Genomic DNA, 26,258 nt, shown 5'->3' with positions numbered 1-26,258 from the left:
AACATCGGGCCATGGCCCGGGAAGAGAATTTGTCGAGCACGCGCCGCACGTCGGAGAGGGGCTTACGGGCCTGACCGTGGAGCAGTCGGGTTTCGAACCGCGCCTGGAGGATCTGACTGTCGAACAGCGGAGCCACTTGGACGCTGATGACCTCGAATGGATGAATTCAATCACCCCCGAGCGGCGCGACAGAAGCTTGTTCCAGGCAAAGCTCCTGGCCGGCGCCTTATGGGAGGCCTCCGCAGTCCTGATAAACCAGCTTTTCGAGGATCTCGCAGGCTTGCGGAACCTTGACCGGGTTGATCGGGAGGATATAGCCAACACCCTCGTCCTGTCCGGGCTGCCACCCAGGAGCGCTGACAAATTCGACCTCCGGTTCGCTCAACAGTTTCTCGTCATCGCGGCGGACATGACCGGGGCGCTGATCCGCGGCTGTACCCGCCCCTCCTGCGTCGCGCAGGACCCGCCCCTCCTGCGTCGCGCAGGAACTGGTGCTCCGCTGTCTTTTTGATCAGGTCGAGGTCATCCGGGACCTGTATATCCTTGATCTTGCAGGCGGCTGGCGGGGCCTGCTTGAAACACATGCTCGAAGACACGGACAGTGAGATGCTCTACCAGAACGCCATGGACGGCTTCGAAGGAGACATCGAGCTGAACCTGCAGCTGGGCCTTGCGCCGATGAAAGTCCAGGACTGGTTCGAACCGTTCAACGACGCCTGCGTCCCGCCATTCGTGCGCTGAAGGACAGGATTAATCCCCCATGTCCGCCACCATTTTGAACGCCGATAACGATATTCCGTCAACCTGGCGAGGCTCGGACAAGCTGCGCCGGGTGGCTCTGTTCCGTCTACAGTTGGGGTCAATTCGGGTTATCCACGGCTGGATATTGGGAGCCCTTGGATTAGCTCCCGGAGCAGCAGTAGCGGTGGATAACCGATGAGATTTGTCCCTGGGTGTGGGCGGCGGCGGGGACTTAGCCTGCGCACAACACCTGGCAGTGTCCCGGGGACTTTCCGCTGACCCCGAGGACGTCATCATCACCGGCGGCACCAGCGATGCGCTGCACCTGATCGTGGCCATGCTCCGCAGCCAGGCAGATCATCCGCGCATCCTGGTTGAAGATCCCGGCTACCCAACAGCCCGGCGGGTCATGAGAGCCGCCGGTGCACAGCTGCTCAGCGTCCCAGTGGACGAAAATGGCATGCGAAGTTCACAGCTTGGCGGACCTGAAGGAGATACCAGACGCGGTCCTCATCACGCCCAGCCACCAGTACCCGCTGGGGGGCAGGATGGCTGTTCAGGAGCGGCTGGACCTGCTGAAATGGGCAGCTAAACATGGGGTGCTGGTTTTGGAGGATGACTACGACAGCGAATTCCGCCACAGCAGAATGCCCCTTCCTGCCGTCGCTTCGCTGCCCGCGAATGGTGACGTGGTGCTTTTGGGCACCTTCTCGAAAAACCTGAGCCCCTGGTTGCGCTGCGGATACCTGGTGGTACGGGGCGATGCCGGTGCCCGGCTCAAAGCAGTACGCGAGGACATGGATACCCCGGTAGCAGGAGTGCTGCAGTCAGCTCTTGCCCATTACATCCAAGGAGGCGGGTTCTCCCGACACATTACCCGCGCCCGGCGGGAGTATTCACACCGCCGTTCCCTGCTCAAGGACCGGCTCGGGTCCCGGGGGGATCTGGAGCTTTCGGCCCTCGATGGAGGACTGCACGCGGTCATCCGTTTCGAAAGACCCGATGCAGCAGAAGTGGCGGCGAAGGCATTGAAAGAGGGCGTCCGAGTGATACCTCTGGCTGGGTATTACATCGACCGCAGACCCATGAACGGCCTGGTCATAGGCTACGGAGCCGTCACCGATCTCCAACTGACCCAAGCCCTCAACGTTCTGGAAAGCCTCCTAAAGTTTGAGCCGACGTAACAGGAAAATACGTATCGCCCAGGAAAAAGATGGCAAGAACACCCCCCCTTTTTGCAGGCACCCGTCACCTATTTAACTGGCATGCGCGGGTATTCATGGGACGGGAGTAGCGTGCTCGCCATCAGTCCGCGCCGGTCGGCTCATGCCGCTTCGCCATCGCCAGCCAGATTCGCTGTGTCCACGGTGGTGGTGGCCTTCACCTCCGTCGCCGCGAGCACCTGCCTTCCGAGGATGGGTGACAACTTCATCAATTGCGTGCAGGCTGGTCGGATGGGGGAGTGGGGACGCGGGGAAGCCGATGCGCATCGGGGTCAGGTGCGCCGCGCGCCGGTCGCTATTGTAGTCCTCTGTGTAGCTCAGGTCGTTACTGTTCTGATGATCATCGGAGGGCTTGGCCTGGTTGTCTGGATGCAGTTGTGGTTGCAGGAGGTGATCGCCGCGTACCCAGTCGGGCCTGACAATGACGTAACGCGCGGGTTCTTCATCGGCATGGCTGGAGGCCTTGGAATAGCAGGACTCTCCGTCATTGCGCTTGTGGGCTTAACGCGCGGACGGCGCTGGGGCGGGCTCGTGGATGTAGTCCAGTGGGCGGTCATTTGGTTGCCCTTCGCGTTTGGCCTTAGCCAGTTCTCGCCTGATGCCTACGCGATCGCCACCGCTATTTCCCTAGCGGGTGCACTCGTGGGGGCGCTGGCATTCTTTACTGCGCGTCGAGGACGCCTCCCTGAAGCCGGCCCGGCGTGACACCTGGACTTGGTGCACCCTCGCGGGGAATGTAACGGCTTCAGCTGGCCGGGAGTGGAGTTTGTTGCCGGGAAGTTTTGGCTGCTGCGATGTATTGGGCGTAAGCGGATGCCGAATCTACGGCATGACGCTCGATGGTGGTGGAGGAGTAGCCGAGCGTTTCGGCGATGATGGCCACGGGTGCGAGTTTGGTGAGTTCGTGGAGTGTTCCCAGTCGCGCGGCCCGGGTGCTGAACAGCTTGCTGAGCCGCGTTGTGAGGTGCCCGGGGTGGATGTGACGTCCGGGCGAGGCTCCGCGGAACACCCAGTTGGTGCTGGGGTGCGCGGCGGTCAAGTTATGGCCTGGATTTGCAGCGAGTTCCCGCCAGGGCTTGTCCAAGGGGTCGGGCAGTGCGATCTGGGTGCTCCCGAGCTGGATGGTGACCAGTTCTTCGGTGATGGTCACGTCGTTCCAAGTGAGTCGTGCGATGTTTTCGGCCTGTTGTCCGAAGACGAGGATGAGGATCGCGGCGGCCCTGTCACGTGCTTCGAGTCCGTTTTCGTGGAGGACTCGTTTGAGTGCTTCGTCCTGTCCGGGCTTGGCGAGTCTTGGGCTGGTGCCGCGGCGGTGCGGAACGATGGTGAGCCCGGCTGGGGCGGCCTTGGTTTTGATGGCCCATTTGAGGAAGCGCTCGGCGATGCGCCGCGTTGTCGGGCCCTCGGATTGCCATACGTCGAGGTGGGATTGCTGCAGCTCGGGCAGTTTGAGGTCATGTCTGGTGAGCCAGTTGAGGAGGTCGATGGCGACGGTGACTTCCTGTTTGGCGCGTAGGAAGGTGCCGCGGGTGACTTCGTCCATGTGGTTCATTCGTCGTTGGTGGTGCCAGCGGGTGTAGCGGCGGATCACGTCAAGGTGCTGAGGATCTTTCACGCGTTCGAGGGCTTGTGCGGCCCATCTGTCGTAGCGGATCCGGAGTTCGTCGCGTTGGGGGAGCACCCGGTGTTCGGTGAGGAGTCCGCGGACGTATTCGCGGGTGCGTGGGTCGGGCAGTTCGTCGAAGGTTTCGTGGGTGATCTTTGGTGCGACCGCGAGGTTGCGGAGGAACGCGGTGACGTGCTTTTGGCGGATCCAGGTCATGCCGCTGTTGGCCCGTTTCATTGACTTCAGCGCGGCCGCAAGCGGGATCAGATCGTCGGCGATGGATCCGGTGGCCGGATCGGTGAGCAGGTCATCTACGACATTGCCGAGGACGCAGGTCCAGCAGCGCCCGCCGCTGTGAAGTTCGTCCTCGGCTCCGCAGGTCCGGCAGTCGATGTTGAGTCGGATGCCTGAGCATCGACGGCACGCGGGTTGGTTATCGATGAGGCCGGGCAGGACTCCTTCGTGTCCGCAGGCGCAGATTCCTCGGGTGCGTTTGGCTTGCTGGTAGCAGTAGCCGCAGACTCCGCCGTCGGGCCATCGTGCGACGGTTTGGTGGTGCTGGCTGCAGCGGTTGCAGGGGACCGGCCAGCGGATGGGGTCCTCTGCTTTGCGTGGTCTACTCACCGTTCTCGGGTGTGACGAGTCGGATGCGCTTGGCGATCGGGTTACCTGGTTGGATTCCGAGGTCTTCGCTGCGCTGCGGTGCGTTGGCTGTCGCCGCGGCCCGCATCTCAATGAATGGTTCGAACAGGTCGTTCGGGGTGCAGTCCAGGATGTCGCAGAGTGCCGCGAACGTCCTGGCCGGGATGCGTTCCGGCGTGGCCGTGACCAGCCGGTAGACCTGGCTTTCGGAGAGGTTGATTCCGCGGGACCTCAGGATGGGCATCAGTTCGGTGGTCTTCCAGAGGTTGCGCTTGGCCATGAGGGCACGCAGGTTCCAGCGGTAGCCGATCCGGCGCTGTTCAGGCATCTGGTTCCTCCAGGGTCGTGATGCGGCGTGCGATCATGTGCTGCACGGTTTTCTGCTTGAAGTCCGACGATACCGATGTGTAAAGGCCCGTCGTCGAGGCGTACGAGTGGCCAACCTGAGTCTGCACGAACGCCGGGTCGTAGCCGGCTTCGATCAAATGGGTCACGTAGGAATGCCTGAGGCAGTGCAGCCCAGTTCCTTGGGCAGTCCAACGGCGTCCCGTGCAGCTGCGAAGGCATCACCGAAGGAACCAAGGGACATCCGGGCTCCCCGTTCGCTTGGCCACATCGCCGATGACCGGTCCGCTGTCGCGAAATTCGCCCGCATACCTCCGGATGTCCACGTCCTCAGTTGATCGACGACCCAGTCGAATTCCGGGACGGTCAGAACGGTGCGCCGCCTTGGCCCTGAACCTGCAGTGCCTTTGGCGAACCGCACCTGGATGGCGCCAAACCGGCCATAGTCGCTGACGTGGGGATTCGGGCCGAAGTCCTCCAGATCCAGCATGGTCATTTCCCGGCGGCGAAGCCCGTAGGCATAACAGACTTTGAACGCCACCGAATCACGGAACAGGGGCAGCCAGCGCCTGGTTCCCGCAGCATATTCACGGTCGACAAGATCGTCGATGTGATCGAAAATCCGTTGCAGTTCCGCCTTGGTGAACGCCCGCCGCGCTGCCGGGACGGCGTCATCGGTGGTGTGCCTGGGCGTGTTCCATTCAAAGCAGATCTGGCTGGGAATATCGCCGAAAGTTCGTTCGCAGAACTCACCCCAGCCGTAGCCAGGATGCGTCAGGTAGGAGCAGAACATCGCCACGGCATTGCTATACGAGCGCAGCGTCTTCAGGCTGATCGGCTTCTTACCGGAACGTAGTCCGGCCAGGAAATCATCGACGTCTGCCGGCCGCCATTGCCACGGAAACTCACCTGTGAACTGCTGGAACCGTTCCAGCAACTGGGTGCGCTGCTTGATGGTCTGCGTCGTGAGCCCACGGGCCAGCATCTGTGCCCGCCAGCCATCCAGCATGGCAGTGAAAACCCGCTCGTCGGCCCTGAACAGCCCAACAGCCGGATCCACCAGCATTCGCGGGACGAAACCCGGCACGACACCACTCACTGCAACCCCTAAACCATGGAAACATGCATTAGATGCAGGAAAACTACAGGGGCAAGCAATCCAGGAGCAAACTCGTGTTCCGGCGTCCGAATGCAGTCATCGCCGCAAGGGGGCCTGACCAGCGGAAACGCCGATTTCGTCAAGGAACGGGAGTTCTCGCAGCTACTTCTACTCCCGTTGTTTTAACGCCGATAACGGATCTTATGTAAAGCTAATTGCCTGAGGCAACTTTTCGCTCCGCGTCGACCCTCCCTCGGCCTGGGGCAAGGCAAGAGGCCGACCTCGGCGATTATGTTGCTTGGATCACATTGCGTCTATGGTTGTCCGGGGTGCCACAGCGTCGTGGCGCCCGACTTAGAGCGGAGAAATTTCGTGACAGACAAGCTTCAAGTACTGATCCGGGTGGACCTCGACTGCGCCAAGACCCTAGTTGCCACCCAGGGCCATGTCACTTCTAAAAGCGTCCGCGGCCTATATGACGTGATGAAGCGCGCCAACTCGCTCACCGCGGGCATGACCCTCGAGCTCGACATGACCCGGGCCCGGGCCCGGATCGAGCCCGACGCGTTGGAAGAACTCCGGACCTGCTCGCGGTCCCACCATCTCCCTGCCCATGTCCATCCGCTCCAGTCCGACTACAGGCTGAGCATCCTCACCCCGGGCATAGCCGCGCCTCTGGGAGCAATGACTACCGAGGCGGCCTGACCAAACAGCGGCACCGACCTCTGCGTACCTCATCTGATGAATCATTTAGACCCTCTCCCTGGGTGCTCCATGGCGTTCAAGGTGGGTTGCGCCGCTGCGATCAAAGAATCGTCTGATTCCGCTGTACCCTGGCGGCCTTCAGCGGACGGCAATGCGGATGGATTCATACCGTGATGATGAGTTAAAGAATCCTTGCCTTTTCTCTGGACACTGGAAAATCGGAAGTCTTGTCTTGCGTGCGGACTGCCTTCATTTGCATGAGTCTGTCTTCCCCCACTTGTGTGAGCTTCCAGTACCTTCCCTTGTCACTGATGGTTCGCTTCTGTGTCCCACGCTCTATCAGCCCGAGGGCCATCAGCTGAATTCGTGCTTTGTCTGTCAAACCCGTGTTAATGAGCTCTATATGCCGCAGGGATTCGAAGTCGTCTGGAACGGACTCCGGCGTGAGCTCATCCTCGGCAAGTTTCACCAGCGCGGCTCTAAGCGTCGAGTTCATGTCCCCCTCCGTCGTTTCGTGGAGGAGTCTGGGCCCCAAAGCCGTGAAGATCTGGTCCCACGTCACCGTGTCGACGTACTCAGTCGCCTGATGACTGCCCTCAGCCGACCTATACGTCAGCCGGAACTCGTACTCAACTCTGTCCTCGCCGCCCGCCAAGTCCGCGTAAATTGGTCCGATCGCTGGTGCTTTGGCTGCTTCCAGCTCGGCGATTCTGGCTCGAAGTTCAGCCATTTCGGCCCTCATCTCCGGCGTCATGGCTTGATCGCCACGCACCCACCCAACGGCAGGGTAGGACTTCCTCGTCTTCATGAGTGCTTGCGCCACGTAGCCGGGCAGTTGATCGGCAGCGGTCCACGGCTTGACCATCTTTTTTTGGACTTTGTCGCGGAAGGCGTCCAGCTTTGCGGCCTTCTTGCTGTCTTTGTCTGTGTTCCCTACAGGAATACTGTCCGGGGCCCCGTGGACGAAGGACATGACAGGCTTACCCTGTTTCACTGCGTAATCGAACTCCATCTCGGTGTAGCTCAACTGCGTCTCGTCGTCCTCAGATCCGTATCGGCCGCCCAAAATAAGGAGGTAGTAGTCCGAATCGTCAATGACACCCTGGATCAGTTCCCATTTTTCGTCATTCGTGGCTGGAAAGAGCTCCATACCCGCGGGGAAGCAGTCTGCTTCTAACAGACCTTGAATTACCTTCTCGCGCTCGTCTCGCAAATCGACGAAGGTCGAACTAACGAAGACCTGTTCCCGCTTATCCATTTCCCCAGCTTTCAGTTCAGCTACCACCTGCAAATCGCATCATATCCATCAAGAACCGCATGGATCACAGTCAGCTACCCCGAAATTCCGCCTTGTCCCGGCTGCGGTCGCCACCGCTGCTATCCAGACCCAAGGGGGACTGCCAGGCCATCACCCCAAAACTTTCGCGCAGGCCTGTCGGTTCTATTGGCGGCAGCATAACCGAGGTCTCTGACAACGGGCCTTAGCCGCAAGTTTCGCTGTCATCCGCTGCGAGCCGGCACCCGACGTTTGGTCAGGTGTGGTAACCAGTTTGCCGTTCACTGGTTCTTACTTGTCGCTTCGGTCCCGGAAATAGAGTTCGAGAATCTCCGTATCCGCGCTGGCATCTTCGAGCCTCCACGAGCGGCCTTCCTTCGCTAAAACGCCCGTCACCGTCAGGGGCAAGCGTGCTCGGTGAGCCCGAATTGCCCAATCGTATTGACGGCCGAACAACGGAACGGTAATTCGTCGGTCCCGTCCCTCAACGTCGGCCCGAACTACTACTTCACCCTCTTGGTCGCTCCCGGGTCGTTCCTCAGAGCGCTTCAGCTCGACGACTGGACCGACAAGGGTTTCCAAAGTAGGCACAATTTGGCGTCTCAGTTTCTGCTCTACCGCGGATAGCTCGTCCAATTCGTGGCGGCCTAGCTGAATTCTCTCGGGAAGGACTTCCTTCACCGGCTCGGAGGCTGCCCACTCAAAGCTCATGACGAGGCTCTTGAGACCCTCGGCCTTGCCCATACCTCTGAGAGCCTCCACCATTGGTAGTCGCAGTCCGGTCTGTATTGCGCTTTCGAGCTCTACAAAGTCTCCTTTCCGCTCAACATGTCGTCGAGTAGCGTCAAGAGTTTTCGAGAGTGTCGTCATGACCTGGCGAGTAAAGCTCCCTACCTGGTCCACCTCTGACATTTCCCTGGACACGTTCGGCTTCAGCCTCTCCCGGCGCTGGGGAGTGTCCAACTTGGCGGCCACTGTGATGATGAAACTACCGCGTTTGGTGTGACCCATGCGGACGTCTTCGTTCAGGAAGTCATTTACAACGCGCGGGGCTCTGCCGGCACCCGAATGATGCGGGTTGTGGGTAGCGATCGCCGCACTTCTAATCAACTGATCGATGTTCTCCAAGAGCCTTGATGCTTGGCGCAGGGGTATCGTCCCATCAGTCATGGATTGGTCCACACGCACAAAAAAGAGATCGGCGTGAACCATCGAGATTTGTTCCGCCAATGTAGCCACATGCCAGTCATAAGTTGTCGTGAGCGTATCCAGCGCGTCGTGAAGACGTCGATCGAAGTCCGCAAAGGAGCGGTCCTTCGGAAGAAGTACGCTGACGGGACGATCGCTTCCGGCAGGCCCTCGCGTCCAGAGTTGTCCTGTAGGACGATCAATCTGGCAGGTCCAATTCTGTGTCGCCAGGAATTGTGCCAAGTTTTCGGGGTTCAGGATTTCAGAGTAGTCTCCGAGCTGCCCATACTTGGCGCTCATTATCCCCACGTCCTGCGACTAGATTCCTCAACAAGCAGGAGGGCGTTCCCAGCGGTGAACAGGTTGTCTCTGGGAACGTGAACAGTCTGTTTGAGCTGATTCAACTTTGGTTCCGGCAAGTCTTCGCCCTTTACCCAATACATTTGGCTTCTTGCCAGCAGGCCATCCGTGTCATGGCGCAGCCATAATCCAGGATTGTCGTCGTCGACGATCATGACGCAGAAAACACCAAGGCTGAAGCGGTTCGGGTCGCGGAGGTAACGAAGCGTCCTTACTTCGAGACTCCAAGAAATATGGTCATCGTGAACGACTCGCTCCTGGCCAGAACACTTCAGCTGTATATCGACTTGAGGGCCCAAACAGCCGCCCGCTTCGCTGTAGTCCACCTTCGAGCGAAGTGTGACGTCTATGCCGTCGTAGTCCGTACGCCAATCGCTCAGCGTCAGGCCGGCTGCGGATGCCACCAGGTGTACGTACGCCCGGCTGACTTCCTCTTTCATCGCGCTCAGCGGAATGGACCCGTCAGGCACGGTGTGAGTCGGCGCCGATGCCATGTGTCCCCCAATTGAATGTTGCTGTTGGGCGATTAAAGCATGGATTCACTTCGGACCACTTGACGCCGGCTGTGCGACCAGCTCGGGATGGATGGCACCGGGTGTCTTCCTTTTTCCATACGCGGTTCTCATTGTGCGGGAGGCATGGATCGACGCTTGCCGTAAGCCGCTGACCGTCGACCTATTGACACCCACGACCGATAGTGAGACGGTCGCGAAACCATCAGGGAACGAAGCGCTTCCGCCACCCTTAAGCAGGATCTGTCTTCCGTACTGTTCCCGACGTGGAACAAAACGATTCCAGAATCGAAAGGGAAGTCTGATGACAAATTCATCGGCACCGAAACCCGATCCGAAGGCCGAGCTGAGCTATACCGAGGCTGTCAAGATGCAGCGCGTGGACTTTGATGATGGGCCAGTTAAACCGAAGCGGGACGTCGAGGAAGCGCCAGGTTCACTGTCTCCGCAGAGCGAAAAGTAAGCGATATGGCATTCGTTCAGATACCAGCGGCTTATGCAGCGGACCCTGCAGACGTGTGGACTCCCAAGTCATATTTCGACTCGTCCGATCCGTTTTCGATCGTCATGAGGGTACAGACCTCCAGCGACCTAGTGAAGGCGGGGCTCTCGTACGACGCTGTCTTTCAGATGGTAACTCCCAGGCTGGATCCCGACTACCGCTGGTTCATCGCCTCGGGAAACCGCGCCTACACATTGCCGACAAAGGACGTTCACTGGGACAACGAACCGTTCCGCTATGACAACTTCGCCACATGGGTGTCCTGGGCCAGCTATGGTGACGCCGTCCATGAGATTCTCGGACCTGAGAGGCTAAAAGGGCTGTTCTTCGTCCGTGGACAAATTGACGTCATCGGTACCAATCTTTTCGCCCACTCCGACGAATTCTGGTACAAAGCTGTCCCCTGAGCGAGCCTTGGGCGGCCAGTTGAGCGCGGGCCGAGCACGTGACCAGAAGATGGTGATAGGCAGGCGATAAACCGAAGTTGCAGACTTCCCGGCTTATCGCCCGCCTTTTAACGCCGTGCCAGTCGACTGACCAGACACGGTTCATCGGCCTGAGCCCTGCAGAACAAACCCGAATGTTCCCCCGTGCCCAGCCACCGATAGTGGCCGTTACGTAAGGCTCCAGACGGCGTATCTCATCTTCTGTGCAGGGGGTGCTGATGCGAAGCGAAGGTCGCCGGCTGTGTCGATGGACGCCAGGTGTTGAAGGGTGTGGCCGTCAGTTGATGCTGGTGCGGCCGTTGCGGACGGCGGTGATGACGTCGACGATGGCGTCGGATACGAGCACGGGGTTCTCGAGCATGATGTCGTGGCCGCTGTCGGTCTTCGTGATGTGCTCGGCGCCGGGGACGAGCTGGGCGACCTGACGTTGGGAGACGTCTTGGGCTTCGCGGGTCACGATGTTGATGTTGGCGGGGATGCCGGGTTGCGTCGGTGCCGGGTAGGGCTTGTCGGCGGTGAGCACGACGAGGGGCATCGGCGGAATGGTCCTGTTGGCCACGAACTCGTCCAGGGCCTTGTCGAAGTCGACCCGCTCGTAGTCCGGGTAGTCCTTGACGATGGCGGCGGGGGTGGTGTTCCAGGCGATCCACGACGGCCAGAGATCGGCCATGGCTTCGCGGAGCTCGGGCGAGAAGCTGTCGACGAGCGCCATGCCGGCCACCTCGGTCGGGTGCTGGTGGGCGAAGAGGCGAGCGACCAGCCCGCCGTAGGAGTGGGCGGCGAGCACGAATGGCCCGGTCTCGCCGGCCGCCGCGAGCAGCGCGTGCAGATCGGCAACCGAGCTTGACGGGGTGACCGGCTGGGGGACGGAGTCACTCCGGCTGATCCCTCCCTCCGCCCTCGCCCGCGTCGTCCCGGGCCGGTCGTAGGCGCACACCCGCGTCGTCTTGGCGATGGTGGGGTACACGGTGGGCTGTTTGCCGAGTGGGCTGTCCCACAGGTCGGCGGCGATCCCTCCACCCGAGATCAGGATCACAGTGGGTGAGCCGTGCCCCGTGCACTGCATGTACATCTTCCGGCCGCCGATGTCGAAGGTGCCGGCGATGTCCTCCTGGCCGGCCGCCGTTGGGCGCGCAGCCGGATCGGTCGCTTGTGGTGTGCTCGCGGTGCTGGTCGTGCGCACGTCGTCGACGATTTCGTCGATCGAGTCGATGACGAGCTTCGGGTTGTAGAGGTAGATGTTGTGGCCGCTGTTGGTCTTGGTGATCGTCTTCGCACCGAGGTTGGCGCCCAGCTTGTTGACCATGGCCAGCCAGTCGGTGAATGTCGTGTGCTCGCCTTGGAGCGTTTCCGGCGGGATCTCATGGAACGGCTTGTCGGCCACGAGGACGATGGAGGGCACCTTCGGCATCGTCCCCGCGGCATTGATCTGGGCGAAGGCGTCCTTGATCATGACCCCCTCACGCACCACGTCGTTGGTCGCCGCGTTGACTTGGTCCCACCAGTCGAGCGCGCCCGGGGTGACCAGGTCCTGCATCACTTCGCTGACGGTGTCGACCATCACCAGGCCAGCGATGCTCTCGGGGTAGGTGCGGGCGTAGAGGGTCGAGATCAAGCCGCCGTAGGAGTGCGAGACGAACACGTAAGGCCCTCGTTCTCCGATCGCCGCGAGCAGCGAGTGGAGATCGCTGACATCGAGGTCGACCGTGTGCGGCTGTGGCCTCGGCGTGGTCACTTCGCCGGTGAAGCGGATGTCTGAGCGGTCATAGGTGCAGACCCGGGTCGTTCGGGCGACCGATGGGAACACGGCGGCGTCGCTCGTCACGAGCTTGCCGAGCCCGGCGGAGACGTCGTCGAGCGGGGTCTGGTGCACCGGGTCGTTGGGGTCGAGGATGAGCGACCAGTCCTCGGCGCCGTTCCCATGGCCGGAGAGGAGGACCACCGTCGGCGACCCCTGTCCCTTGCAGGTCGCCCAGATCTGGCGGCCCCCGCCGATGTCGACCATCCGGGCGAAGTCCTCCTGGACGGGTTTGGTCTGGGGCGCCACCGATGTCGCCCCGGCGTCGCGCTGGCCCGACGGGGGTACGCACGCGGAAGCCCCGAGGACAAGGCCGCAACCGATGACGATTCCGGCCGCTGTCCGCATCCTCGTGGCCACCCTTCGCGGATGCGGCTGGCGCGCGCCGCCCGTCTCGTCGCGTCCGCCGAAACGGAGCACGGCTTGCGTCCGCACGATCCGTTGACCGGTCCTCCTGGCCTGCTCGTCGTCGCGGAGATCGACCGTTGCTGCTGCGTCCATCCTGGCCCCTCGTGTTTGACGGTCGTTCTGACCGGTATGTCTTTACTTAATTGGCTACCCATGTAACTGCCGGATCAAGGGATTTTTGGTTCGCCAAGGTCGTTGGGCTGGTGGGCCGGTCAATGTGCGCGGTAGTTGGTGTGTGGTTGAAGGCGGCATGGGTGCGGACAGTGGCTTGCGGTCGATGTTGGCGAGGTCGTCGTAAGAGGCCGTGGCGCCGGCAACGGCGGCTTCAAGGAGGCGGAAGAACAAGAGGCCCCGTTCAGTCGAGCGGCGACGGTTGAAGCGAAACACGAACTCGTCCAGATGGGCCACGCGCTTGAGCAGGGAGATCAGCCGGTGCACCCAGGAAGGAACAGGTGCGCCGGCTGGTCCGAGGCCGCTTCCATGGCGGGAGCGCCACAAAAGCCCGGTCAACTAACGTCACTGAAGTGGAACCCCCATTTATAGAAATCGCGATGACTCATAGAAAACCTCCGCGAGCACCCCTACTGCCTGGCCCCACCGGCTTAGCGTGACTTTCCCGAGCATTGGTCCTCAAGCCCCTCGTCCACCCTGGACTAGTTACTGCGATGCCGGGTCCGGACACCGGGACGCCAACGAACCGGTCATTTCGGCGTAGGCAGTCATGTCTGCAGCTGCCTCCCGCCGGTCTGGGAAACGGGCGGCCTGCAGGCCACAATGAGTGCACCGGTTTCTGGGTGGTGATGGCGTCGTGTCTTGGATGATTGTGGCGGGCTGCACCTTACTGCTGGTCATCGGCGCGGGACTGGTCATTGGCTTTGGACACCGTCCTGTGCGGCTACCGGCCGCCTTGGCGCGGCCTGCCACCGGACCGGAGACCCCTGCCTCGGTATTCCGCCGGTACTTGTGGTGGGCGAACGTGGCGACTGTAGCCGCAGTCGCGTCCGCGTTCCTGGTTGCGTGGCCCGGCGGACGGCTTGTGATGCGCATCCTGGCCCTCACATCACCGGCGTCGGCGCAGGGAAGGCTTACCGAGGCTCAGGCGATCGTGGGTCTCCCCACGGTCGGGGGCACGCTGGTTTTGTTGATCTTCGCGGGTCTCCCGGCGGGCTTCGCAGCAGCATTTATCTACATGCTGATCCGCCGGTGGCTGCCCGAAGGCAGGTGGGCGGGTCCGGCGCTGGGCGTCGTGCTTCTGCTGGTCTTCGGAGCTTCCGTGGAGCCGCTGCGGCCAGAGAATATTGACTTCGATATTGTCGAACCCGGGTGGCTGACCGTCGTCCTCTTCGCAGCCCTCGCAGTGTTCCACGGTGCGCTCGTCGTGGCAGTGGCCGGGACGGTCAGTGACCGTCTCCTCCCCTTAAGCAGAACGACCTGGAAGTCGTATCTGCCGCTGCTGGCGGCGATTCTTTTCCCGCCGGCCGGGATCGTGCTTGGACTCGGCGCGCTGCTCGTGCTGGCCTGGTCCAAGGTCGTTCCTGCCACCCGTTCGCGGCATCCGCGGGCCGCCCTGTGGGCGGGGCGCGGCATGCTCCTTCTGGCGTCGCTGGCCCTCTTGCCGACGTTTGTCGGCGCGGTGGCCTCGATCGCATCACGGTGAGCTGATCCGGAACCGAATGTCAGGACCGGCCGGCTGATGGCCGCGGGCCAACGTCCACGCTGAGTCACAACAGCGTCATCCCCGTCCGGGCTTCCCGCTCCCACGTCCCGCTGACAGCGCTGTATACGCACCAGTAAACCGTAGCTTCGCTGTTGGCCGAACCCCGGATACTGAGCCATGTCCGATCGCCGCCACGGGGCCGCCGGAGGACAGGAAGCTCCCGCCGGACCGCACCCGACGGGTTCGGTTAACCGCTGCCGGTGCGAACACGACAGGCTTCCAACGGAGGCTCACCGGATCCCGTTGAGGCGAGTATTGCACCGGCGGTCGCGATAGCATCTGCTGCATGGACAAGGAGCGAGAGCTGATTCTTGCTGAGCTGGACGCCGACGCCGATCGTCTGCAAGGTCTGAGCTTGGAAGACCTCGGCTACGTTCCGGATCCCCGGGATTTCTCCGACGAGGACCTGGCCGGTATCGATTCCGAAACGATGGAATGGATGGCTGGGATTTCGGCGAAGGACCGCCGGCGGAGTTTGAGCCGGGCACGTCTTCTGGCCGGGGCCATCTGGCACGCCTCCGTAGTTCTCATCGATCAGCTGTTCCAGGACGTTCACACGCTGCATGGAAAGGAGTCGATCACGCGCGAGGACATCAACGACACCTGGATTCTCTCGGGCCTGCCACCGCAGTACGCGGAAAAATACAACGGACTCTTCGCCCAGCGATTCCTGGTGGTGGCCGCTGACATGACCCTAAAACTCACCAGCGGCTGGAGCTCTCCCAGTTGCGTGGCCGAGGAACTCGCCGTCCGGTGCCTCCTGGATCAGATCGAGATCACCGCAGACACCTATGACCTGGACCTTGACCCGCACTGGCGGAGCACACTGACCGACCGGCTCCTCGAAGACACCGACAGCGACTTGCTTTACGACCGGAGTCTCGACGGATTCCAGCACGACGAAGGATTGACCCGGCAGCTCCGCCTGGCACCCATGGCACTGGAATACTGGTTCGAACCTTTCAACGAAGACGGCCAAGTGACCCCTTACGCCCGCTGACCCACTCCCCCGTTCCAAATGTCTTGAAGTCCGCCTGGTTCACGCTGATTCCGTAGCGGGAGGGGCGGCGCTTTAGTCTTCACATTCGATGCAGTACGAGTGGCCGTTCTTTTCGCGTGCGAGCTGGGAACGGTGCCTCACCAGGAAGCAGGAGTAGCAGGTGAATTCGTCCCCGGCCTGGGGAATCACCTGGACGGTCAGTTCCTCGGCGACGAACTCTCCGCCCGGGGTCATCGCGTCATCCAGCGCGTCGGCCTCATCCAGGTCGCGGACGACGCTTCTGGCGTCCGGGGCGTTCGCGGATTGCAGCGCCTCAAGGGATCGCTCCTGTGATTCCTTGACGTCGGAACGTACTTCGTCGTAATCGGTTGCCACTGCCGTGTTTCTCTTCTCTGAAGTTCTTATCTGACGGAAATGCAACCTACACCATTGCCTCGCTGGTCCCCTGCCGCGGGGCGCGGCACCGCCTTGATATGACGTTTCGGTCGTTGGGCATTCCCTGAGGTGGAATCGCCGTTCGCCCGGTTCGGGCGGCCTTGGACGGCCAGCAGCAGCGGGAGGAATGGCGATGATCCTGAGTTTTTGTCACCAGCGACGAACCCGGAGACCTACTCCAAGGGTGTCAGGTCGGGGTTGTGGCCGAGGACTGTGAGCAGATCCCGGAGCGACATCCTTAATTGCTCATATCCGTGTTGATAGAACAGCGGGGTCATCTCGTGCAGGCCGGTGTCGTCGAGTTCCTGGATCATTTCCACCGTCTCCAGGACCAAGGCTTGGACCTCAGGTGGCAGCCGTCCTGGCCAGTCGCCAGTGGCGTCGGATCCGGTCACGATGTTGTTCCTTTCTCGTTCAAGCTCTTCCCGTCTCAGGCGTTCAGGCGGACTGCGTCCGGGTGGTCGGTGGTCGGCACGTTTGATGGCCGCTGTGGTGCAGAGGCGGCGCGGACGTGTCCGGGCAAATCATGACTGTCTTTTTTTCTTCGCTGGGTCTCTCGTGAAAGGTGGAAACACCGGGCGTATGCGAGCATCTTCCCCGCAGGGAGGGGCAGCTGCTGTGCGTCGTCAGGGCCGGTCCGGAACGATCTCACGTGCGGTCGGCAATCGCTGCAGCGTCTCACAGGATCCGAACGTCACAGGATTAAGGAGCGCAGTTAACCAAATTCACCCTTCGGTCTAAATTCACCAAATTCACCCACATTCACCTGTTAGGCTGGCTTCATGTTTTCCGTGGAAAATCCGTTCCGCCCAACTGCCGGAGCTACCCCGCCCGAGGTTATAGGCCGGGCGGGACTGCTTGACGAGTTCGAGTACGGCCTTCAACTGGGCTCCGGAGCCCCCGGCCTGCTGTCCATCTTCACCGGCGCGCGCGGGATCGGCAAGACCGTCATGCTGGGAGCCGCCCATGATCTGGCCAGGGAACACGGGTGGGCGGTGGTTTCGGAGACCGCCACCGGAGCCTTTATGGGTCGGATAGGCGAGAAGATGCGTCGGCTGGCAGACGAGCTCGGTGACGGGCCCGACCCCCGACGACGTGTCACGGGGGTTACCGTTGCGGGGTTTGGCGTCACGTCTCAACTTTCGCCGGAACGACAAGTCGATTGGCGGGAACTTGGGGAGAACCTCCTCAGGCTGTTGGACGATCGAAAAACTGGACTCCTGATCACCGTGGACGAGATCCATGCCGCCGACCGGGCAGAACTGTCCCAGTTGGCCGCGAACGTCCAACATTTCATTCAGGACCGGCTGCCCATCTCACTGATCTTCGCCGGCCTTCCCTCTGCGGTGTCGGACCTCCTGAACGAGGGCGTCGCGACGTTCCTTCGCCGGGCTGACAAGACAGACCTGCATGCCGCTGCGATACGCGATGTCGAAAAATCGTTCACGGAAACATTCGGCGCCGCCGGGATCACCGTCGCACCGGAGCTGATACACCAGGCAGCCGTCGCTACCGGCGGGTACCCTTTCCTCATTCAGCTGGTCGGCTACTTCCTGTGGAGGGAAGCCGAAAACCATGACGGTTCCCTCTCATCCGCCACGGTCGACCGCGCAATAGCAGCTGCCATACGCCGCAACGAACGCGTGGTGATTGAAGCCGCTCTCGCCACCGCGTCGGCGAAAGACCTGGAGTTCTTGCACGCCATGGCAGTGGACGAGGGCCCCTCAACCGTCGGCGATATCGTCCAGCGGACCGGCTCCCGACCGACGCTCGTCGCCAAGTACCGCACCCGTCTGTTGGCGGCAGGACTCATCGAGTCCACCGGCCACGGCAAAGTCGCATTCGCCATACCCGGCCTTGGCCAGTACCTGCGAAAGAATCCGCTGTAGAACCTGCAGCCATAGCGGCTGGGCCGCTCCTGGATTTCTGCGCCCCGAGCGCTACTCCGGGGTTCGACTTCCGCGCCTTGGTCGGGGCTTTGCCGGGGGCGAGTGCTGTGCTGGGGCGGGTTCCTTCACTGCGTGCTGCTGCGAGTCTTCCCTGGACGCGTTCCTCGCTGGCAGTGCCTGCGAGGGATTCGGCGAACGCCTGGTGATGGCCGGCGGAGCCGTACTCGGCTACTGATCCGCTCTCCGTCTCTTCGCCCTGGTCTTTGAGTCGTTTGTTGTCATCGCCGGTGGGCCGGGCCGTGCCGGCCGGTGGTCGTCCACATGCAGGTTCGTGTCCTTGAACAGTCCGTGATGTGCAGTGACTTCGGGCACGACTCGCCCTTCGATGTTCCTATCGGGCCGGTTAAGCCTTCCTACACAGGCCCGCCGCATGCTGTCTGGGGGCATTTCGACCTATGAGGCCCGGGCAGTCCGTGAGGGTGGGGGTGACGAATAGGGTGTGTGGGTAGTTTCCTGACAGGCGCACCATTCCGGCGCGCGGAGGTCACATCCCTGGGAAAGGGATTGTCATGAGAACGATCAATCGCATCTTGACCGTAGCTGCCGCCGTGTCGTTGGCGGCCATTACCGGGTGCGCCGCCCAGGAAGGAGCACTCTCCTCTTCTCCGCCCGCCACCAGTTCCTCTGTCCCGTCAGCTGGTGGATCGGCCTCGGCCGGTGAGGCTGTCATCACGATCAGAGGCTTCGCGTATGAGGTTCCCGCGTCGGTAAAGCCGGGGGCGATGGTGACGGTGACGAACGCGGACAGCGCCCCGCATACGTTGACGGCCAAGGACGGGGGCGGTTTCGACGTTGAAGTCCCGGGGGGTGCAACGGTGAGCTTCCGGGCTCCGGATGCCCCGGGTGAGTACGGGATTATCTGCAGCTTTCATCCGCAGATGACGGGGACGCTGGTCGTGAAATGAGCCATCAGGAACTAATACCGCGGGCACGGTCTTTTTGGGTACTGCGGGTCTGTGTTGCTGCGGCTCTGGTGGTCAGTGCCGTGGTCCATGTCCAGCTCGCCCCGGGCTATCAGCAGGCGGCCCCTGGCGGTCTCGGGCAAGGCACCTTGTTTCTGGTCCAGGCCGGAGCCTCGGTCGTCGCTGCGGTTTTTATGTTGCTAAAAGGTTCACGGACCGCTTTCGCGGCCGCCGCCGTGGTCGCGTTCTCGTCCCTGGCCGCGGTTATCCTGTACCGGTATGTCCAGGTCCCTGCACTGGGGCCGTTGCCTTCGATGTATGAACCGGTCTGGTACGCGGCCAAGGTCATCACAGCGGCGGCCGAAGCGGCCGCCGGCGGCCTGGCTCTGGCAGGGTACGCCCTGTTGCGCAAGACCCGGCCCGAATCAGGATCTGCTGCCAGGGGCCGCCGCCGCGGGGCTTCACCGGCCTGACCCCGGACGGGCTTACGGCCCGGGAAGGCGCCCCGGGTGCCTGCCCGCCGGTAACCTCACCAAAAAATATGTGAACCCGGCCACATCCATACCCGTCTTTTCCCGGCGTTGTTCCGAAGTACTGCTGTCCCCTTCCCTGGGGTGCCAACATCACACGCGCGTGTATGAGGAGATTTATCCAATGAAAAAGACCCTTCGCTTCATGGCGGTACCCACTCTGGCTTTGGCCGCCATTGCCCTGTCCGGTTCCCCTGCGATGGCAGCGGACCAGTCCTACCAGTCCACCCTGGGCCAGCTCAACGGCAGCGCCGGCTCGGGCACCATCAGTGTTGATGTCACCGGCAATCAGGCCCACGTTGTCCTGAAAGTTTCGGGCATGCCGGCGACCTTCATGGATGCTCCGTACCCGCACGTCCAGCACATTCACGGTGGCGCCCAGGGTGTCTGCCCGGCGCCCTCGGCCGATAAGGACGGCGACGAAGTCATCTCCACCACCGAAGGCGCCCCGTTCTACGGCGGAATCGTCACCACCTTGTCCACCAGCGGTGATACCAGCCCCGCAGCTGGTCTGGACTTGAAGGTCGGCGGCCAGGGCGCGGCTTACACGGTAGACCGGACGTTCGAACTGAACGCCGAGACCAAGGCAGCCCTGGAGGCCGGCACCGCTGTGGTCGTCGTCCACGGCCTTGACCCCGCCACCCTCAGCGCGGCAGGACAGGCCGCCAAGAGCGACCTTGCACCGACTCTTCCGCTGGCCGCCACCTCCCCCGCCCTGTGCGGAACCCTGAAGGCGGGGCAGATGGCCATGCCGGTCGGCGGCGCTGACACCGGCGTCACGCAGGAAACCGGGACCGACACCGGCGCCCTCGCCGTTGGCGGCGGCCTCGCCCTGGTTGCCCTCGCCGGTGGAGCCTACGTTGTCCGCCGCCGCACCGCCGGCGCAGCAGCCTAAGCACCGGCTGATCGGATCGCTACTGTGAGAACCAGGAATCCCGGCCGCCGCGGGGGCCTCCGTGCCGCCACGGCGGCCGGGGTTCTGCTCCTGCTGACCCTGACCGGCTGCGGGGCCGGAAACAACGGAACACCCGACGCCGGCTCCCCACCCTCGGCCTCCGCGGCGGCCACCACCGCCGCACCCGGTTCCCCCGCACCTCTTCCGTCGAGTCCGGTTGCCGTGCCCGCCGTGGCACAACCCGCGGTGCTGACCCGATCCGAGCCGGTGACCCTGGAAATCCCGGCCATCGGCGTGCAAACCGACCTCCTGAACCTTGGGCTCCGGGAGAACGGCTCCTTGGATGTACCTCCCACCGGCAGCGGCGCGCCCGCCAGCTGGTACAACGGCTCCCCCACTCCCGGGGAACGCGGACCCTCCGTGATGCTGGGCCACGTCAACGCACTCGGTGGATCCACCGGAGTTTTCGCAGGCCTGCGCAAACTCACACCGGGCACCGATATCAACGTCTCCCGGGCCGACGGCACCACAGCGGTGTTCACCGTCGATCACGGCGCCCAGTACAGCAAAAACAACTTCCCCACCCTCGAGGTCTACGGCAACACCCCCGGAGCTGAGCTCCGCCTCATCACCTGCGACGGTTACGACCCCGCCACAAAGCTCTTCGATGACAACTACGTCATCTACGCAAAACTCAAAGCCTGACAAGGGCCACTGACCCCTGACGGTGGCAAGGACGGACAAGGAAATGAAGTCACGAAATCACAGACTGGCCGCCCTCACGCTGGCTACCGTCCTGCTCTCCGGCTGCGCGGCCGCCAGTGGTGCCGTTACACCGGTCACGGAAACCAACGTCGGGCAGGACCAGGCCGTGCCGCCGGGCTCCCCCTCTGCCCAGGCCGGACACGCAGGCGGTCACCACGGCGGCGGGACGTCTTCGCCCAGCGCAGCCGTGGACGGGCCCAGCGAGGCCGCCCTCATGGTCTGCGGAGACCAGCCAATGGACAGGCTCACATCCATCCTGGGCCTGAAAGAGAAACCGCACACCGTCAACGACTGGGCCAACAGCACCTTCACCTGCACCTATCACCTCAACGAAGGTGCACTGGAAATCTCCGTTCAGGAAGCCGCCGACAAGGCATCGGCGCTGAAGTATTTTGAGGCGACGCAGGCCCTGGCGGAAGATGCCACACCCATCGAAGGGCTCGCCAATTTGGGATTCCCGGCCTTCGAAACCGCCGATGGGTCAGCCGTTTTCCAAAAGGACAGCTTCATCCTGCACGTGGACGCCTCCGATCTCCCCGCGACCCTGGGCCCGAACAACATCACGAGGAACGCTTTGGCCTACCAGCTCTCCACCACCATCCTGGCCTGCTGGGTCGAACACCCCTGACAGCCCTCAGCACGCGACCACAGCCGGGCTCCACGAAAGGTTTCAACATGAAGACAAACATCAGAACGACGCGGACACTCGGAATCGCGGCGGCAATGACCTTGTTCGCCCTCTCCGGCTGCGGGAACCCCGGCACGTCCGCGTCCGACACGGCATCAGCGCCGACCACACAGCCAACATCAGCTCCAGCCACCAGCACAGACACCACTCCCCCAACCTCCAGCCCGGGCACTTCATCCCCGGCGGCCCCGGCCGAAATATTGATCAAGGGCTTCAAATACCAGGGCGCGCAAACCGTCAGCCCCGGAGCGATAATCAGTGTCACCAACGAGGACATCGAAGCGCACACCATCACCGCGGACACCGCCAACGCGTTCGACGCCACCATCAAAGTCGGCACCGGCACCTTCACCGCCCCAACCGAACCAGGAACCTACCCCTACCACTGCATCTTCCACGGCAACATGAAAGGCACCCTCACCGTGAAATAGGATGTCGCACGGTTCGCTGCCTTCTACAGCGAGGATGCCGTCGTCCGCGGCCCGCAATACCCCGAACCGCTGCTCGGACGGGCCGCGGTGGCAAACGACGCCTCGGCCTTCTTCACCGCCTTCCCGGACCTGCGGGCCGAGGTGACGTGCAGCGTCGTCAGCGGCTCGACCTTCGCCGCCGAAATGACCCTTGCGAGCACGCATACCGGCCCGTTGACACTGCCGTCCGGGGAGATTCCTCCCACCGGCAGGTCCCTCAGGTTCGGGATGGCATTCTTCACGCTCGTTGATGATCCCGGCCTGATCGTCAACGAGCTCCGCTACTACGACGTCGTGGACCAACTCGAGCAGTTGGACCTCAGCGGGTAACCCCCAGCGGCCAAGATCGCCATCCCTGCCGCTGTGCGCAAGAGGTCCGCGAGAGTTCATGCCCGGCCCGCCCGTCTGATCGAGCGCCCGCCACGCCCAGTTCATGCCAACCGCTCCTGAACAGAAACAGCCGGACCTGGGTAGCCAGGCTCCTCGCACCGGCAGGACAGAGGGCATCAGCCGGCCGGCACTGCCTCACGTTCGCTGGAATCCGGGTTATCCCCGCACCTCTACTGGCTAGGAACCCGGCCTTAGGAGCGGCGCGAGTTCACGAAGCGACCCGATGGTGATCTCCGGTGGCGTGAAATAGGGCGGGTAAGGTGCGCCGCTGCGGTTAATCCACGCCGTGCGCAGCCCGGTCCGTGCTGCCCCGTGGATATCCCAGGGATGGACAGCGACCAGGAGCATGTGTCCTGGTTCCACACCGCACATCTGCGCAGCGTGCAAGTATGCCTTCGGAGCCGGTTTCCAGGCCGGCCCGTCCTCAACGGACAGCAGGGCCTCAAAGTCCTCAGCGATTCCGGCGTCATCGAACAGCTTCCGCGCCACTTGGGCGGAGCCGTTGGACAGTGTCACCAGCCGGAATTCTGCCGCTTTCAGGTCCCTGACTCCGCCGACAATGTCAGGGTGCAGCACCAGATCGTCGAATCCGTCCATGATGTGTTTGACGGCGTCCTCGACACCACGGTTCAACGGCAGTCCTGTCAGGCTCACCCGCAGTAGCCCCGTCGCGATCTCCACGAAGTGTTCTGCGTCCCCCGCCGCAGTCATTGCAAACCCGTCCCGCAGCACCCCGGAAAACCAGACCTTGGCCAGAAAGGACGGCGCCCCGGTTTCGGCGAACCGTCCCCCCATGACTGACATGTCGGACAGTGTTTCATTGACGTCAAAAACGATAACTGCGGGCATGTCAGGCATGAGGGCTCATTTCGTTCAAGCAGAAAGCATCCGCGGACCGATCGTAACCGCGAACTTACCGCCTTGAGTTGCGATATGTGCGGTGCTTAGCCCATGTCGGACACCCGGTAATGGACGCTTACGGACAAACCGGCGTCCGGTTCCGGGCGTGGTCGGGAGCGCGCTTCCAGGAAGCACCGGTTCAAACCAAATCACTGTGAGGGGTCATCGCTGGAGTCCGCCGAAACCGCCGCCGCGATGACGCCTGCGGTCGCAGCGAACACTCCGCCGATCAGCCGGGTACGGCCAGCGTTTTGATGTCGCGACCGACAGGATTACCCCGGGGCGTGGCGGGCAGCATTCCGAGCGGATGCAGCACTCGACCTAGTGTGGGCTGCCTGATGACAACGGCGCGGCCCCAGCCCGGGAGCAGCAGGCGGAAGCCGCAAGGACACTCCGGTACCCGAATTCCGAGGTAGACGCCCATTGCCTTTCCGGGCTCGTCGTTACCGGCGGCAGGGCTGTCAAACCATATTTGACCTGAACCTGTTTGTTGCATCGACTGCCCGCATGGATGGGCGGCTTCTAGGGGTCGACGCAACAGATGCGTTTTTTCGGGTCGTTTTTCCGGTGCTTTGAGGCTATCGCGAGGCGGCCGAACTCAGCAGTGGGTTCTATGTAGCAGGTGCGGTCGTGTTCCCCAGTTTGTGAATGTGTCAGCTCAGACGCGGAGCAGTTTAGGTCGGATGCAACATGGATTTCCCAACCGGATTTTAGAACCGTACTGACCGGTCTGTCTGGTTTGCATGTAGTGTCTGCTGGTGTGGAACACCCTCAAAGCTCATTAGCTGACCCAATTGGCACCTCTGCCCCTTCCCGTCCGTCCGCTGTTGGCGCGCGGGAGCGCATATTGGCTGCCTCCTACGAGTTATTCTCACAGCGTGCCATCCGCGATGTCGGCATAGCTGAGCTGATTTCGCGCGCCGGGGTTGCCAAGGCCACGTTCTACGGACACTTCACCTCCAAGGATGAGTTGGTCCTGGCCTTCCTGGAACGTTGCCATCAGGACCTTACTGTCGAGCAGATCATCGCTGAATGCAGGAAAAGATCCGACGACCCAACAGCCCAGGTGCTGGCTATTTTCGATGTTCTGGACGGGTGGTTTCGCCGGGATGACTTCCAGGCCTGCGCCTTCGTGAGCACCATGCTGGAAATGGGCCCCACCCATCCCTTGGGAGAGGCCTCCGTCAGCTATCTGGCCCAAGTAAGGGCCTTCATGCGAACTCTCGCCGAGGAGGCGGGTCTCGACCAGCCGGACGTTTTTGCGCGGTCCTGCCACATCCTGACGAAGGGCTCCATTATTTCAGCGGTCGAAGGAGACAGAGAGGCAGCCGTGTTGGCCAAGCGGATGGCCGTTTCCCTCATCTCCAGCCACGGGGGCGTCGCCGTTCAGGCCGGTAGCGGGCTGGCGAAGGCCAGCACCCGAATCCACAACAACCCCACCTGACACACGCTCGTCCGGCGCCCGCGCCGGAAAGTAGTTGATTCGCCTCACCTCTGTTTTTGCGCCGGACGATGATCCGGCAGTTCCACTTGGCGTCCTTATCCAGGGCGCCGAGTTTTGAGGCCGCTGTAGCCGAACGGCGGACCACCGCATCTTGTTGAGAAGAGCCATCATGGCCTATGCAGAGTTCGACCAGTTCCTTCAGGAAGCCACTTATCGTGAACAGGAGTCAGACTCGACTCTTGATGGGGACTCCTTGTTTGGCCTCTACACCAGCTGGTGCAGCGGGTCCCACAACTCCCCTCGGACAGAGCACACCTTCTGGGCCGCGATGAGGCATCGCGTCGGTCCCGGCCAGTGCCTGCGCATGAAGGGACCGGCGGCTGCAGACTACATCCTGACCAGCTACCGGGCCGTGGTGTGAACCCCACCATGACCACAGCGTCAAGCAGTTACATACCCCGGAACGCGCATCAGCCACGGGGAAAACGCCCCTGGTGCCCAGTGTGTGACACCGACCTGCACCTCGAGGTTGATTCGCCGACCGTTCCGGGTCGGCAGGCAGGCACTCTCGCGGTGGCCGTCCTCTGTTCCAAATGCCGCGGATCCCGGGTGCTGGACACCACAGCAGAGCATCTGGCTGCCCTGTCCGCGCAGCCAACCCGTGGTTCTCGGTTCCCAGATCTGAAGGCACCATGACCCGTTTAGCTGAGCAGAATGTTCCACCTCCGGCCGACCAGGCCCGTGACTTTCTTGCCGGTCTGCTGCTGCTCACAGCACAGGGCGATCATCAGGCATTCAGTGAGTTCTACCTTCGCACATCCCGCCAGGTCACAGGATTGGTCCAGCGCGTCATCATTGACCGGGAGCTCAGCGCGGAAGTGGTCCAGGAAATATACATCGTCGTCTGGCAGGACGCAGCGAAATACCGGCCGGACACCGGCACTCCGATGGCCTGGCTGATGACCATCGCGCACCGACGGGCAGTCGACAAAGTCCGGGCAAACCAAAGTAGCCGCAACCGTGACCATCGATGGGCAACGACCGCGCCGAACGCCTACGACGGCGTACTCGATGCCGTGGCAGAGAAGATGGACGCCCGGATCCTCATCGCCTCGTTGGCATGCCTATCGGACCTGCAGCGCGAATCCATTGTCCTTGCCTATTTCGGTTCGTTGACCTACCGGGAGATCTCCGTAAAACTCTGCGTACCGCTGCCCACGGTCAAATCCAGAATCAGGGGTGGCCTCCAAAAGCTCAGGACGCAACTCGAAGCTGTATAGCCAGGCGACACCCCAAGCGGCTGAACCTCTGGATTATCTGGC

30 protein-coding genes and 2 pseudogenes are annotated in these 26,258 nt (G+C 62.2%); 20 read left to right on the top strand and 12 right to left on the bottom strand.

What is annotated here, in order from left to right; translation table 11 throughout:
- Positions 1-160: 160 nt before the first annotated feature.
- The 5 genes from ABIB29_RS17745 to ABIB29_RS17725 all read left to right on the top strand — a co-directional run bounded on the left by ABIB29_RS17745 (position 161) and on the right by ABIB29_RS17725 (position 2,669).
- Entirely contained in the window at positions 161-511 is a 351-nt protein-coding gene (locus ABIB29_RS17745; protein ID WP_354174125.1) for a hypothetical protein, read from the top strand.
- A 71-nt stretch (positions 512-582) separates the two neighbouring features.
- Positions 583-741, top strand: a complete 159-nt coding sequence (locus ABIB29_RS17740; RefSeq protein ID WP_354174124.1) for a hypothetical protein — start codon at positions 583-585, stop codon at positions 739-741.
- Between the two features lie 214 nt (positions 742-955).
- Positions 956-1,333, top strand: coding sequence for an aminotransferase class I/II-fold pyridoxal phosphate-dependent enzyme (locus ABIB29_RS17735; protein WP_354174149.1), 378 nt, complete (start codon positions 956-958; stop codon positions 1,331-1,333).
- Complete coding sequence (locus ABIB29_RS17730) at positions 1,218-1,925, top strand: aminotransferase-like domain-containing protein (RefSeq protein WP_354174123.1); 708 nt, start codon at positions 1,218-1,220, stop codon at positions 1,923-1,925. The genes ABIB29_RS17735 and ABIB29_RS17730 overlap by 116 nt, the downstream gene beginning before the upstream one ends.
- A gap of 231 nt (positions 1,926-2,156) precedes the next feature.
- The gene (locus ABIB29_RS17725) at positions 2,157-2,669 is read left to right on the top strand and encodes a hypothetical protein (protein ID WP_354174122.1); all 513 of its coding nucleotides are present in this window, start codon (positions 2,157-2,159) and stop codon (positions 2,667-2,669) included.
- Between the two features lie 40 nt (positions 2,670-2,709).
- On the opposite strand, the gene ABIB29_RS17720 is transcribed toward ABIB29_RS17725, so the two are convergent.
- Genes ABIB29_RS17720 through ABIB29_RS17705 form a run of 4 tightly spaced genes read right to left on the bottom strand, consistent with a single transcriptional unit; the run spans position 2,710 to position 5,656 of the window.
- A complete protein-coding gene (locus tag ABIB29_RS17720; protein WP_354174121.1) occupies positions 2,710-4,194 on the bottom strand; it encodes a Fis family transcriptional regulator in 1,485 nt (494 codons plus the stop codon).
- Positions 4,187-4,540, bottom strand: coding sequence for a helix-turn-helix domain-containing protein (locus ABIB29_RS17715; protein ID WP_354174120.1), 354 nt, complete (start codon positions 4,538-4,540; stop codon positions 4,187-4,189). The genes ABIB29_RS17720 and ABIB29_RS17715 overlap by 8 nt, the downstream gene beginning before the upstream one ends.
- Positions 4,533-4,706 (bottom strand): hypothetical protein, encoded by a 174-nt coding sequence (locus ABIB29_RS17710; protein ID WP_354174119.1) that lies wholly within the window; start codon positions 4,704-4,706, stop codon positions 4,533-4,535. Before ABIB29_RS17710 ends, ABIB29_RS17715 begins: the two co-directional genes overlap by 8 nt.
- Positions 4,703-5,656 carry a tyrosine-type recombinase/integrase gene (locus ABIB29_RS17705; RefSeq protein WP_354174118.1) on the bottom strand — a complete coding sequence of 318 codons (954 nt, stop codon included), beginning with the start codon at positions 5,654-5,656 and terminating at the stop codon, positions 4,703-4,705. Before ABIB29_RS17705 ends, ABIB29_RS17710 begins: the two co-directional genes overlap by 4 nt.
- Positions 5,657-6,028: 372 nt before the next feature.
- Here ABIB29_RS17705 and ABIB29_RS17700 point away from each other — a divergent pair, with 372 nt between their 5' ends.
- Entirely contained in the window at positions 6,029-6,361 is a 333-nt protein-coding gene (locus ABIB29_RS17700; protein WP_354174117.1) for a hypothetical protein, read from the top strand.
- A gap of 181 nt (positions 6,362-6,542) precedes the next feature.
- On the opposite strand, the gene ABIB29_RS17695 is transcribed toward ABIB29_RS17700, so the two are convergent.
- The 3 genes from ABIB29_RS17695 to ABIB29_RS17685 form a co-directional block, all read right to left on the bottom strand.
- Complete coding sequence (locus tag ABIB29_RS17695) at positions 6,543-7,619, bottom strand: DUF4062 domain-containing protein (protein WP_354174116.1); 1,077 nt, start codon at positions 7,617-7,619, stop codon at positions 6,543-6,545.
- A gap of 309 nt (positions 7,620-7,928) precedes the next feature.
- Positions 7,929-9,125 carry a hypothetical protein gene (locus ABIB29_RS17690; protein ID WP_354174115.1) on the bottom strand — a complete coding sequence of 399 codons (1,197 nt, stop codon included), beginning with the start codon at positions 9,123-9,125 and terminating at the stop codon, positions 7,929-7,931.
- Positions 9,125-9,679, bottom strand: coding sequence for a DUF4365 domain-containing protein (locus tag ABIB29_RS17685; RefSeq protein ID WP_354174114.1), 555 nt, complete (start codon positions 9,677-9,679; stop codon positions 9,125-9,127). Before ABIB29_RS17685 ends, ABIB29_RS17690 begins: the two co-directional genes overlap by 1 nt.
- A 322-nt stretch (positions 9,680-10,001) precedes the next feature.
- On the opposite strand from ABIB29_RS17685, the gene ABIB29_RS17680 reads away from it, so the two are divergent.
- Positions 10,002-10,160, top strand: a complete 159-nt coding sequence (locus tag ABIB29_RS17680) for a hypothetical protein (RefSeq protein ID WP_354174113.1) — start codon at positions 10,002-10,004, stop codon at positions 10,158-10,160.
- Between the two features lie 5 nt (positions 10,161-10,165).
- Positions 10,166-10,606, top strand: coding sequence for a hypothetical protein (locus ABIB29_RS17675; RefSeq protein ID WP_354174112.1), 441 nt, complete (start codon positions 10,166-10,168; stop codon positions 10,604-10,606).
- Between the two features lie 316 nt (positions 10,607-10,922).
- Here ABIB29_RS17675 and ABIB29_RS17670 read toward each other — a convergent pair whose 3' ends face one another.
- Positions 10,923-12,692: an alpha/beta fold hydrolase gene (locus tag ABIB29_RS17670; protein WP_354174111.1), complete on the bottom strand. Its 1,770-nt coding sequence runs from the start codon at positions 12,690-12,692 to the stop codon at positions 10,923-10,925.
- Between the two features lie 438 nt (positions 12,693-13,130).
- Positions 13,131-13,310: pseudogene (locus ABIB29_RS19995) on the bottom strand (IS1595 family transposase); the annotation flags it as partial.
- Between the two features lie 517 nt (positions 13,311-13,827).
- Here ABIB29_RS19995 and ABIB29_RS17660 point away from each other — a divergent pair.
- Positions 13,828-14,508 (top strand): hypothetical protein, encoded by a 681-nt coding sequence (locus tag ABIB29_RS17660; RefSeq protein ID WP_354174110.1) that lies wholly within the window; start codon positions 13,828-13,830, stop codon positions 14,506-14,508.
- Between the two features lie 346 nt (positions 14,509-14,854).
- Entirely contained in the window at positions 14,855-15,568 is a 714-nt protein-coding gene (locus tag ABIB29_RS17655) for a hypothetical protein (RefSeq protein ID WP_354174109.1), read from the top strand.
- A 72-nt stretch (positions 15,569-15,640) separates the two neighbouring features.
- On the opposite strand, the gene ABIB29_RS17650 is transcribed toward ABIB29_RS17655, so the two are convergent.
- Both ABIB29_RS17650 and ABIB29_RS17645 read right to left on the bottom strand, forming a co-directional pair.
- Positions 15,641-15,943, bottom strand: a complete 303-nt coding sequence (locus ABIB29_RS17650; RefSeq protein ID WP_354174108.1) for a DUF4193 domain-containing protein — start codon at positions 15,941-15,943, stop codon at positions 15,641-15,643.
- 233 nt (positions 15,944-16,176) lie between these two features.
- Positions 16,177-16,398 carry a hypothetical protein gene (locus ABIB29_RS17645; RefSeq protein ID WP_354174107.1) on the bottom strand — a complete coding sequence of 74 codons (222 nt, stop codon included), beginning with the start codon at positions 16,396-16,398 and terminating at the stop codon, positions 16,177-16,179.
- Between the two features lie 387 nt (positions 16,399-16,785).
- Between ABIB29_RS17645 and ABIB29_RS17640 the strand changes: the two genes are divergently transcribed.
- From ABIB29_RS17640 to ABIB29_RS17605, 8 genes and pseudogenes are all read left to right on the top strand, one after another.
- Complete coding sequence (locus ABIB29_RS17640) at positions 16,786-17,892, top strand: ATP-binding protein (protein ID WP_354174106.1); 1,107 nt, start codon at positions 16,786-16,788, stop codon at positions 17,890-17,892.
- A 569-nt stretch (positions 17,893-18,461) separates the two neighbouring features.
- Positions 18,462-18,857 (top strand): cupredoxin domain-containing protein, encoded by a 396-nt coding sequence (locus tag ABIB29_RS17635; protein ID WP_354174105.1) that lies wholly within the window; start codon positions 18,462-18,464, stop codon positions 18,855-18,857.
- Positions 18,854-19,327, top strand: a complete 474-nt coding sequence (locus tag ABIB29_RS17630) for a hypothetical protein (protein ID WP_354174104.1) — start codon at positions 18,854-18,856, stop codon at positions 19,325-19,327. Before ABIB29_RS17635 ends, ABIB29_RS17630 begins: the two co-directional genes overlap by 4 nt.
- Positions 19,328-19,508: 181 nt before the next feature.
- Positions 19,509-20,279: a hypothetical protein gene (locus tag ABIB29_RS17625; RefSeq protein WP_354174103.1), complete on the top strand. Its 771-nt coding sequence runs from the start codon at positions 19,509-19,511 to the stop codon at positions 20,277-20,279.
- Positions 20,280-20,303: 24 nt separating this feature from the next.
- Positions 20,304-20,984, top strand: a complete 681-nt coding sequence (locus ABIB29_RS17620) for a class F sortase (RefSeq protein WP_354174102.1) — start codon at positions 20,304-20,306, stop codon at positions 20,982-20,984.
- A 43-nt stretch (positions 20,985-21,027) separates the two neighbouring features.
- Entirely contained in the window at positions 21,028-21,672 is a 645-nt protein-coding gene (locus ABIB29_RS17615) for a hypothetical protein (RefSeq protein ID WP_354174101.1), read from the top strand.
- A 47-nt stretch (positions 21,673-21,719) separates the two neighbouring features.
- On the top strand, positions 21,720-22,163 hold the full coding sequence (locus ABIB29_RS17610) for a cupredoxin domain-containing protein (RefSeq protein ID WP_354174100.1): 444 nt from the start codon (positions 21,720-21,722) through the stop codon (positions 22,161-22,163).
- 12 nt (positions 22,164-22,175) lie between these two features.
- Positions 22,176-22,532 (top strand): annotated as a pseudogene (locus ABIB29_RS17605) (ester cyclase); the annotation flags it as partial.
- A gap of 237 nt (positions 22,533-22,769) precedes the next feature.
- Here the strand turns inward: ABIB29_RS17605 and ABIB29_RS17600 are convergent.
- Positions 22,770-23,450, bottom strand: coding sequence for a haloacid dehalogenase type II (locus tag ABIB29_RS17600; protein WP_354174099.1), 681 nt, complete (start codon positions 23,448-23,450; stop codon positions 22,770-22,772).
- 889 nt (positions 23,451-24,339) lie between these two features.
- On the opposite strand from ABIB29_RS17600, the gene ABIB29_RS17595 reads away from it, so the two are divergent.
- Positions 24,340-24,936 carry a TetR/AcrR family transcriptional regulator gene (locus tag ABIB29_RS17595; protein ID WP_354174098.1) on the top strand — a complete coding sequence of 199 codons (597 nt, stop codon included), beginning with the start codon at positions 24,340-24,342 and terminating at the stop codon, positions 24,934-24,936.
- A 692-nt stretch (positions 24,937-25,628) separates the two neighbouring features.
- Positions 25,629-26,216, top strand: a complete 588-nt coding sequence (locus ABIB29_RS17590; protein WP_354174097.1) for a sigma-70 family RNA polymerase sigma factor — start codon at positions 25,629-25,631, stop codon at positions 26,214-26,216.
- The last annotated feature ends 42 nt before the right edge of the window (positions 26,217-26,258 follow it).

This window comes from Arthrobacter sp. UYEF36 (genome assembly GCF_040547025.1).
GTDB lineage: Bacteria > Actinomycetota > Actinomycetes > Actinomycetales > Micrococcaceae > Arthrobacter.
Note: the sequence above shows the minus strand (reverse complement) of the source record. Positions and strands in the feature narration are given on the sequence as shown.